8 protein-coding genes are annotated in these 9,273 nt (G+C 63.6%); 5 read left to right on the top strand and 3 right to left on the bottom strand.

Features of this window, described 5'->3' with window-relative positions; genetic code table 11:
• Window positions 1–46: 46 nt before the first annotated feature.
• Genes F4Y38_10385 through F4Y38_10375 form a run of 3 tightly spaced genes read left to right on the top strand, consistent with a single transcriptional unit; the run spans window position 47 to window position 3,899 of the window.
• Window positions 47–1,915, top strand: a complete 1,869-nt coding sequence (locus tag F4Y38_10385) for a hypothetical protein (GenBank protein ID MXY49681.1) — start codon at window positions 47–49, stop codon at window positions 1,913–1,915.
• 53 nt (window positions 1,916–1,968) lie between these two features.
• On the top strand, window positions 1,969–2,925 hold the full coding sequence (locus F4Y38_10380; protein MXY49680.1) for a histone deacetylase: 957 nt from the start codon (window positions 1,969–1,971) through the stop codon (window positions 2,923–2,925).
• Complete coding sequence (locus F4Y38_10375) at window positions 2,889–3,899, top strand: aldo/keto reductase (protein ID MXY49679.1); 1,011 nt, start codon at window positions 2,889–2,891, stop codon at window positions 3,897–3,899. The genes F4Y38_10380 and F4Y38_10375 overlap by 37 nt, the downstream gene beginning before the upstream one ends.
• A 10-nt stretch (window positions 3,900–3,909) precedes the next feature.
• On the opposite strand, the gene lexA is transcribed toward F4Y38_10375, so the two are convergent.
• Window positions 3,910–4,527: a transcriptional repressor LexA gene (gene lexA, locus F4Y38_10370; GenBank protein MXY49678.1), complete on the bottom strand. Its 618-nt coding sequence runs from the start codon at window positions 4,525–4,527 to the stop codon at window positions 3,910–3,912.
• Between the two features lie 240 nt (window positions 4,528–4,767).
• Between lexA and F4Y38_10365 the strand changes: the two genes are divergently transcribed.
• The gene (locus tag F4Y38_10365) at window positions 4,768–5,121 is read left to right on the top strand and encodes a sporulation protein (protein ID MXY49677.1); all 354 of its coding nucleotides are present in this window, start codon (window positions 4,768–4,770) and stop codon (window positions 5,119–5,121) included.
• Here F4Y38_10365 and F4Y38_10360 read toward each other — a convergent pair.
• Window positions 5,115–7,109 carry a peptide transporter gene (locus F4Y38_10360; protein MXY49676.1) on the bottom strand — a complete coding sequence of 665 codons (1,995 nt, stop codon included), beginning with the start codon at window positions 7,107–7,109 and terminating at the stop codon, window positions 5,115–5,117. The genes F4Y38_10365 and F4Y38_10360 overlap by 7 nt on opposite strands.
• Before the next feature lie 21 nt (window positions 7,110–7,130).
• On the bottom strand, window positions 7,131–7,613 hold the full coding sequence (locus tag F4Y38_10355; protein ID MXY49675.1) for a hypothetical protein: 483 nt from the start codon (window positions 7,611–7,613) through the stop codon (window positions 7,131–7,133).
• A gap of 379 nt (window positions 7,614–7,992) precedes the next feature.
• Here F4Y38_10355 and F4Y38_10350 point away from each other — a divergent pair, with 379 nt between their 5' ends.
• Complete coding sequence (locus tag F4Y38_10350; protein ID MXY49674.1) at window positions 7,993–9,102, top strand: Gfo/Idh/MocA family oxidoreductase; 1,110 nt, start codon at window positions 7,993–7,995, stop codon at window positions 9,100–9,102.
• Window positions 9,103–9,273: the final 171 nt, after the last annotated feature.

Below are 9,273 nucleotides of genomic sequence, written 5' to 3'. Positions count from 1 at the left end.
GGCTGAAGGTGGAGGCGGGGGCGGCGGGGGAGGAGCAGGGGACGACGTGATGCAGACGAGACAGCTCTCCCGCAAGCAGAAGGAGATCATCTCGGCGACGTGGCGGGTCAAACGGACGCTCGCGGCGAAACCCGGTACCCGGGTGGAAGAGGACCTCGAGGCCATCGCGGCGGTACAGGACGGACTGCGGGGGCAGGTGGAAGAAGCGCTCATGTTCATGCGTTTCATGGTCGGCATCTCGCAGGAAGCGATGAAGATGGTCGAATCGCTGGAACTGGCGCAGACGCCGATGGCGTCGGCTTCCGAAGCGCTTCGCTCCGACGAAATCGACGAGGCCCTGGCCCACGAACGCGAGGCGCTCATGTACCTCACGAGGCTCGATGCGCAGATGCGGGAGTTCACGGTGAGCCAGCAACGCAGTATGTCGGGCAGGGCGCCGCTCGACATGTCGGACACCTCCGAACTCGAGCTGGACGACGAGCGAAACAGGTACGAGGTCCCTGACCAACCGGCCCTGGAACGGGAGCGGGAGCAGAGCATCGACGAACACCAGCAGCGGGTCCAGGACCTGGCCCGGCGCCAACAGCGCGTGAATGAGCGGATGCAGAAGCTGGCGGACGACCAAGAACGCCCGGAAGCCGAGCGCCGAAGGGAACTGGACCGGCTGACCAGGACCCAGCGGGATCTCAGGGCGGAGACGGAGGAGATCGCGCGGTCGCTTTCCGGGGCCAGGAATCCCTCGGACGCCCGCGGCACGCAATCGGGGGCGCAACGTCCCATGCTGGACCAGGCGGACCGCGACCTGCGCGAGAGTTCCGAGTCGATGGGCGAATCGATCGAACAACTGCGCAGGGACCGCCTCCAGACGGCGGCGGAGGGCGGTGCCCAGGCCGCGCGCCATCTGGCTGACGCATCCAGCCAATTGCAGCGGGCCCAAGGGGCGTCGCTGGAGCGGCTGGCGCGGGAAGCCGTAAAGCAAGCGGACCAGCTGGCCGTCCGGCAGGAACAGCTCGAACGGAACGTCAACGCGCTGAAGAACGAGAAAGAGGGTGGATTCGAGGGCATTCTCAATCGCCTGGACGCGATCGATTCAAGGCGTGGCGGGTTGAACGAGTCATCGAAGGAGCGGCGCCTGGACCGGTTCCTGCGCGATCGTATGAGGGGTCTGGAGGGGGCGAAGGAGGAAATCCGTTCGGACCTCGAACGCCTCGAGAAAGACCTGGAATTCCTCGCCAGGAGTTCGTCCCGGGTGCAGCCCGAGACGGCGGCGGCGGCGGAACGGGCCATCGAGATGATCGATGAGGAACGGTTAAGCGAAGAGATCGAACGGTCGAAGCGCCTTTTGAACCGAGATTCCCTGGACCAGTCCGCCCGCACGGAGACGGAGATCTCCGCCGCGCTGTACCGGCTCGCGGAAATGGTCCGCACCGCACGGGACAATTTGATTACCCGGGACATGGACCATCTCGCCCGGACGCAAGATAGCGCGCGGGAGGCCATGTCCGACTGGCAGGAGCTGCAGCGCCAGCTCTACCGGTTGAACCGCGGCATTCCCAATTCAGGGACGCTCGATCAGATCTCGCGGGATTACCAGCGTCAGCTGCAACGACTTCGGGACCTCTCGGGACAGGTCCCGCAGATGTCCCAGGAGTCACGCCAGCTGCAGGACGACCTGGACCGGGCGCTCGCCCTGGGCGACGAACCGTGGAAGATCGACCGGGGAGCATGGAACGAGCTCCACCTGAACATGGCCCGCAGTCTCGTGGACTACTACGATGGCCTCCGGGCGGAAGTCCGGGACATGCGCCGGAGCGAACGGCTCTACCTCGCCCGGGAAGAGGATGTCCCGCCGGGGTACCGGGACCTGGTGAACGACTATTTCGAGAATCTCTCCAGGAACGGGAACCGAAACTGAAGGTCCGGACGGTGGTCCCCGTTCCCGGAGACCTTCGTCCCTGTCGCGACAACATGCCCACCGCGTTGATCAGCCACCCCGACTTCCTCCTGCACGATACCGGTCCTTTCCATCCTGAACGGCCGGGCCGCATGACCTCCGTGCTGGCCCAACTCGGCCTGTCCGGCGACGTTCCCTCCGGAACGCACGAGGCCGGCCTGCTGTGCCTCTCGCCCGTGCCGGCCGACGAGGCGCGGATCAAGGCCGTCCACGACGGGGCCTATGTCGACGCCGTAATCGACTGGTGCGGGAAGGGATACCGGAACCTGCCCACCGGAGACACCACCGTTTCCTCCGCGTCCGAAACCGTGGCCCGGCTGGCCGCCGGTGCGGCCATGCGGGCGGTCGACGCGGTGTTGACCGGCGAGGCGGACCGCGTATTCTGCGTCTCCCGGCCTCCCGGGCACCATGCCGAATCCGACCGGGGAATGGGCTTCTGCATCTACAACAACGCCGCCGTCGCGGCTCGTTACGCCCAGTCGCGATTCGGGGTAGAACGGGTGGCCGTGCTGGACTGGGATGTCCATCACGGCAACGGGACCCAGGAGGTTTTCGAGGAAGACCCGTCCGTGTACTATTTCAGCGTTCACCAGTCCCCCCTCTATCCCTTCACCGGCGCGGCACAGGAAAAGGGAACGGGCGAAGGGACGGGCTACACGATGAACGTCCCGGTCTCCGCAGGATCCGGCGACGAGGTTTTCGTCGATGCTTTGCGCGGCGGGATCTTGCCGGCCATGAAGTCATACCAGCCGGACCTTCTCATCCTTTCGGCGGGATTCGACGCACACATGGACGATCCCCTCTCCGGTACCCTGGTCACCGACGCGGGTTTCCGGGCCATGTCCCGCCTGGTACTCGACTTCGCGGAGGACGCGTGCGGGGGCCGACTGGTTTCCGTCCTGGAGGGCGGTTATGACCTCCAAGCCCTCGGCCGATGCGTCGCGGACCACGTAGGCATGATGAACGACTGAATGACAGTGGGAGTCGAACGATGCGGTACAGAAACCTGGGGCGGACCCGTTTGCGCGTTTCCGAAGTCTCCCTCGGCACGGTCGAGCTGGGCATGGAATACGGCCTGAAGGCGGGTGGCGAACCCGGCGTGCCTGCGGAGTCCGACGCCCGGATCCTGCTCAACCGGGCGATCGATTCGGGCGTGAACTTCATCGACACAGCGGCGCTGTACGGAAACAGCGAGGAGATCATCGGCCGGGCGGTCGGGAGCCGGCGGTCCGAATACGTCCTCGCCACCAAGTGCATGCACCGGCTGGAAGAAGGACTGGATTACGCCGAATCGCGAAAGAGTATCGCCACGTCCATCGACCAAAGCCTGTCCAGGCTCCAGACAGACCACATCGACCTGCTGCAGGTACACGGCCGGGACCTTCTCGAGCTGGAACTTCGAATGATCCGCGACGGCGAGGTGATGGAAGAACTCGCCGGAGCCCGTGACGCGGGCAAGGTCCGCTTTGCGGGATACTCGTCTTACAGCGAGGAGGCGGCGCTTGCGGCCATCGAGGACGGGCGTTGGGACACCCTGCAGATTCCCTGCAACATCCTGGACCGCCGTTACCTGGAACGCGTCATTCCCGAGGCGCGCAGGCGCGGCGTGGGCGTCATCGTGCGGTCCGCGCTGCTGAAAGGCGCCCTGACCGAGAAGAGCAGGTTCATGCCCGAAAAGCTTAAGCCCCTCGTCGCGCACATAGACCGGCTGGTCGAAGTCCAGTCCGCTACCCGTTTCAGTCTGCCCGAACTGGCCCTGCGCTTCGTCCTGTCGATCCCGGACGTTTCCACCATAATCGTCGGCGCTGACAAAATCGCGTACCTGGATGAAGCCGTTTCCGTGTCGGACGGCCGGGGCCTGAGCGAGGAAACACTACTGGCGTTGGAAGACATGGCGCTGGACGATCCCTACCTGCTCAATCCAGGAAACTGGGGCATTCCCTGAACGCCGCCGCTCAGTCCATTCTGCGGTACACGCCGACCACCTTGCCCACGATGGACACCTCATCGGCGATGATGGGCTCCATGGTCGGATGGGCGGGTACGAGTTCGAAGCGGTCGTTGCGCCGGTAGAATCGCTTGACCGTGGCTTCGTCGTCCAGCAGCGCGACGACCGTTTCGCCCGTCTCGGCCACGGGCTGCTCACGGACCAGGACGTAGTCACCGTCCATGATGCCGTCTTCGATCATGCTGTCCCCGTGTACCTCGAGGGCAAAGACGTTCCCGTCCTGCTTCACCATGCCTGTCGGAAAAGTCATGTACTCCTCGACATTCTCTTCGGCAAGAATCGGCAGCCCGGCGGCTACACGGCCGAGGACGGGGACCCGGACGACGTCGTCGACGCCCTGCGCCGAGGCACCCCTGGACCCCACGATTTCTATCGCGCGGGGCTTCATTGGGTCGCGGCGGATATAGCCCTTTTTCTCTATCGCCCGAAGGTGGTCGTAAGCCGCGCGGGTACTGATGCCGAACTGTTGCGCGATCTCCCTGACACTGGGTGGATACCCAATCCGGCCGACCTTTTTGCGTATATAATCGTATACGTTCTGCTGCTTGGCCGTTAACGCTTTCATGAGGTTGAACTCCCGGGATCTTCATGCGCGCGAGGTTTTGTGCTTCTTTAGGCCTATGACGGTGAAATATACACAACATACGGTTAGTCGTCAATAAAAAAACACATTTCCGTCGAGGGCATGCCGTGATTCCTCGAACTGCAGTATACCTGGGACGGCGTTAAAAAACCATGTGCACAGGTCCCCGGCCGGCATATATATTGATTCGACCGATCACGACTGCATGAACCGGAGACCGCCATGCCCGTAAATGAAATGATCCAGACCATGCTGGAGGAACTGCGCCAGATCGCAGATACCGAGGTGCACGTGGGCAAACCGATGCAAATCGGCGATTCCTGGGTGGTCCCGGTTTCCAGGCTGTCCCTGGGGTTCGGCGCCGGGGGATTCGGCGGCGAGGCCGATCAGAAGCGGGGAGCCGGGGGTGGCGTATCGGTCGAACCGGTCGCCTTCCTGGTCATCCAGCAGGACCGCGCGCAACTGCTGCACATGAATTCGCCCAACAGCCCCATGGGCAAGTTGCTGGACATCATGCCGGACGTCATCGAGGAATTGAAGAGGTATACCCGAAAAGACAAAGACGGCGATCAGTAGACCAGGGGCGCCACGGTCTTGGAAATCAGTGCGATAGCGACCGTGGCCATGCCTACCAGCCCCGTGCCGCAGGCGTAGCCGGCCGCCAGGACCGGCGTGTACCGCATCCATTTTTGCCTGCCGAATTTCCGCTCCATGTAGTACCTGCCCAGCAGCGCACCCAGAAACTGCGGGATGAAGGCGTGGGGCACCGTGCCCACGCTGGCGATCACACCGAAGATCAGCATGACGGGAAGGTTGAAGGCCGCCAGGACAGCGTAGGCCAATACGCCGAAGGCCGCGCCGCCTACCATGTACGGGACCTTCAACGCCTCGATCAGGTAGCTCGACTCGAACCCCGATCCTGCCGTGCTGGAGTACCACAGCGCCTGCATCGTGGCCTGTTGCTGCCAGAATTTCTGCGCATAGGGATAGGCCTGCGACGGGATCGGCGCGAGTCCCCATACGAAGTGCCAGAACAGCAGGCTGCAGACGAGCAGGACCGGGATCATGACCAGTTCCGCCTTCAACACACTCGAGAACCGGGTGCCGGTCAGTTCGACCTCGCGAAAGGCCTGGGCCTGGCCGCCGTAATTGAAGATGGGAATCGGCGCGAACCAGATGTCCACCCCCTTGTAGCCACTGAGAATGAACGTGGCCTCCTTGATGAGGGGGAACTGGAGATCGGCGCCCGTGATGGCGCGCAGGCGGGCACTCGCGTAGGAGCTGAGCGGGGTATAGAAGAACCCGTAGAACACGAAGAAGAGAATGGGGAACCCGGGCACCAGGCGCCAGCTCAGGACGACGTAGCCGACCGTCAGGACCAGGAAGGCGCCGAAAATCAGGGAGAGCGGGAAATCACCCCTGCCGGGCGGTGTGACGTACCCGGCGGCCGGACCGGCGTTCGATCCTTCGCGCCTTGCGCCGGCCGACCGTTTCCTGAGCCCGGACAGGATGCTCCATCCACCGATCAGTGCGACGGCAAATCCCGTGCCGATGCGTACGCTCATCCAGAAATCGATATCGTTGACGAGCGTGGTCTGGATGGCATCCATGCCCGGCGACCAGGTGCGCAGGATACCGAAATCGTAGAGCAGCGGGTTGACGACCACGGTAAGCAGCGCGCCGATGGCGGAACCGACCACGATCCAGAAGGGCAGCACGAATCCCGTCAACACCGGCCCCAGTCCCAGTTCGACCGCCATGGCCGCGGCGGGCAGGATGTTCTCCGTATTGCGCGTCAGGTCGGCAAAGGGAATGGGAATCAGCGTGATCGGTTCTGCCAGCAGCGCGCCCGTGACGGCCGGAATGCCGATGTAGAACGCGCCGAAAACGAGCCCCAGCATGGCCCCGATGCTGAAGGCGCGCCAGCGCCACGATTCCTGTCCCGCGGAACTCTCCGCCAGGGCCGTGGCGCCCTCCGCCTGGATCGGGGCCAGGGGGAAGGGCAGCCGTTCCACGTCGGCCGTTACGCGGAAGAGTCCGTAACCCAGCGTGAAGGCGCTCGCGCGGTTGAAGATGTGGAGCACGGCGATGAGCAGGATCGGCACCAGCCATTCCCCGTGCAGCAGCGTGCGCAGTACGATGGCGTCGGAATCCGCGCCCGGAGAGATCCAGGAGGGGATCTGGTCGTCGATGCCGAAGGCCCGGGCGCCGGGGGACTGGACGAAGTACTGGTACCAGATGAGCTGGGCGAAGGGTCCGCCGGACAGCGCCAGTCCCACGCCGGCGGTGAGGCTGGCCGCCACGTAGTACAGCATGTAGATTTCCTGGCGGCTGAGCGTGGTGAAAGACCGGCGCGCGACTTCGATGAACAGGATGATCGTGGTCCATTCCGCCGCAGGACCGAGGCTTTGCCCGGCGATCAGGTTCAGATAGATCGAGCCCGGGATCATGAACAGCCCGAGAAAGACGATCCCGATGACCGTCTTTACATTGAACCCCTCCTCGAAGACCTGGGGATGGTCGGAAAAGGCGGAGGCTGACAGGTCGTCCTTGACGAGGGTCATGCCCTGGCGCTTTCGTTGTCGTTATGGATCCGCGGGGGGTGCGGCGTCGGGCAGTTTCAGCCAGACGTCCGTGACGCTGAAAAACCTGCCCGAGACGTGGCGGATTTCCTCGGAGTCGCGGACCAGCCTCAGGCCGTCGAAGGTAAAACGGTCCTCGTACTGCTGGTTGTCGTCGGTCACGAAGTAGAACACGTTGTCCAGCACGCTCCAGCGTCCGTTCTGGATATTGACCGTCGTGGAATCCGATACGATGGTCGTATCGACCTGGCCGTACCGGCCGTCGGTGCTGAGGCGGAGGCGACCTCGTACCAGCGGGGGTACCAGCGTGACCCGTTCCTCCGTGCTGCCGGAATCCGTCTGTATGGTGGTGTTAACGGTTCGGCTTTCGAGATCGTAGTCGCCCACCAGGGGCCTGGCGACGTTTCCGGGACCGACAACTTCCTCGCTGCACCCCGCAATCAACGCGCTGAAGAGCGCACCGTAAGTCAGGATCTGCTTGATCAAGGCTTTCTCCGGCGGGTCGACCGCGGAATGTCACTACCGAATGGTGCCGAGGAACGGTACACGGGATGGTCCAATGTAAGATGTATTCCGGCCGCGATGTGGACCGATTTCGCGCGGCCGGTTCACCGATCCGGGACGATTGAGATTATAGGCAAGCCCCTTGTGAACGTCAAGCGATTACAGGTTCCCCAGGCGGCATATTTCGCTTGACGTTTACCGGTCCACGGATTAGAAGTGATGGGCATTTGCCAGGCGGAACTCCCGTAGCCGCAAGGATACGGATCACGAGGCCTGGCGATGCGTTCCGCCGCGGCATTGACGAGGCGGGACCCATACTTTTCGCGTTGGATTAAGCTATCTCACTGCAGAGGCGAATTCCATGAAGGCTGCGGCGCTCAAGGCGGGCATCATAGGATGCGGAAACATCAGCGGCGTGTACTTCGAGGCGGGATGCAGGTTCGAGGCTTTCGACGTGGTCGCCTGCGCCGACATGATCCCGGAACGGGCGCAGACCAAAGCCGCCGAATACGAGGATGTCAAAGCCCTTTCGGTGGAAGCCCTGCTGGACGATCCCGACATCGAGATCGTCATCAACCTGACCATTCCCGCCGCCCATGCCGAAATCGCCCGGTCCGCGCTGGAACATGGTAAATCGGTGTATTCGGAAAAACCCATGGCGGTCCGGAAGGAAGACGGCCGGGCCTTGCTCGACCTCGCGAAGCGCACCGGGAAGCTGGTGGGCGGGGCGCCGGACACATTCATGGGCGCCGGCATACAGACCTGCCGCAAGCTCATCGACGACGGCTGGATCGGAGAACCGGTGGCGGCCACGGCCTTCATGCTGAGTGCGGGGCACGAAAGATGGCACCCCGATCCCGCCTTCTTCTACAAGCCCGGCGCCGGACCCATGCTGGACATGGGGCCGTACTACGTCACGGCGCTGGTCAATCTGCTGGGGCCGGTCGCCCGGCTCACGGGCGCTACGCGCATCACCCATCCCGTGCGCACCATAACGAGCGAGCCCCTTCGCGGAGGGCAAATCGAGGTCGAGGTGCCCACGCACCTGGCGGGCCTGCTCGAGTTCGAAAGCGGACCCATCGGGACGATCGTGACCAGTTTCGACGTATGGCACCACGAGCTTCCCTGCATCGAGGTCTACGGATCGGAGGGCTCCCTGAGCGTGCCCGATCCCAATTCGTTCGGCGGGCCCGTGAAACTGCGCCGCGGCGGCGCGGAAAACTGGACCGAAATGCCCCTGAGCCACGGTTACGAGGAGCAGAGCCGCGGCCTGGGCGTGGCGGACATGGTCTACGCTTTGCGCTCGGGCCGCCCCCACCGGGCCAGCGGCGAACTCACCTGTCACGTACTGGACGTCATGCTGTCTATCGAGGAATCGTCGGAGTCGGGGCGTCACATCTCGCTGGAAAGTACCTGTGCCAGGCCGGCCCCGCTGCCGCTCGGGCTGGCGCCCTATACGCTGGATCCTTAGACTTTCTATGCCCAATCATCCTGCAAAGAACCTTTCCGATCTGCTGCCGCGCCTCGAAAGGCTTTTGGGCCGCATCGAATCGCTGGTCTCTGCCTTTACTGAAGGGCGGACCGGACAGGTCGGGCGTGAAGGGCGGACCGGTCTAACCTCGAGGACCGGGCGGGACGGGCG

This window comes from Gemmatimonadota bacterium (assembly GCA_009838645.1).
Taxonomy (GTDB): domain Bacteria; phylum JAAXHH01; class JAAXHH01; order JAAXHH01; family JAAXHH01; genus JAAXHH01.
Note: the sequence above shows the minus strand (reverse complement) of the source record. Positions and strands in the feature narration are given on the sequence as shown.

What these genes read in the sequence shown, in the direction of transcription:
- F4Y38_10380 (MXY49680.1), top strand. Translation starts at nt 1,969, where the DNA reads ATGCCCACCGCGTTGATCAGCCACCCCGACTTCCTCCTGCACGATACC.
- F4Y38_10375 (MXY49679.1), top strand. Translation starts at nt 2,889, where the DNA reads ATGCGTCGCGGACCACGTAGGCATGATGAACGACTGAATGACAGTGGG.
- lexA (MXY49678.1), bottom strand. Translation starts at nt 4,527, where the DNA reads ATGAAAGCGTTAACGGCCAAGCAGCAGAACGTATACGATTATATACGC.
- F4Y38_10365 (MXY49677.1), top strand. Translation starts at nt 4,768, where the DNA reads ATGCCCGTAAATGAAATGATCCAGACCATGCTGGAGGAACTGCGCCAG.
- F4Y38_10360 (MXY49676.1), bottom strand. Translation starts at nt 7,109, where the DNA reads ATGACCCTCGTCAAGGACGACCTGTCAGCCTCCGCCTTTTCCGACCAT.
- F4Y38_10350 (MXY49674.1), top strand. Translation starts at nt 7,993, where the DNA reads ATGAAGGCTGCGGCGCTCAAGGCGGGCATCATAGGATGCGGAAACATC.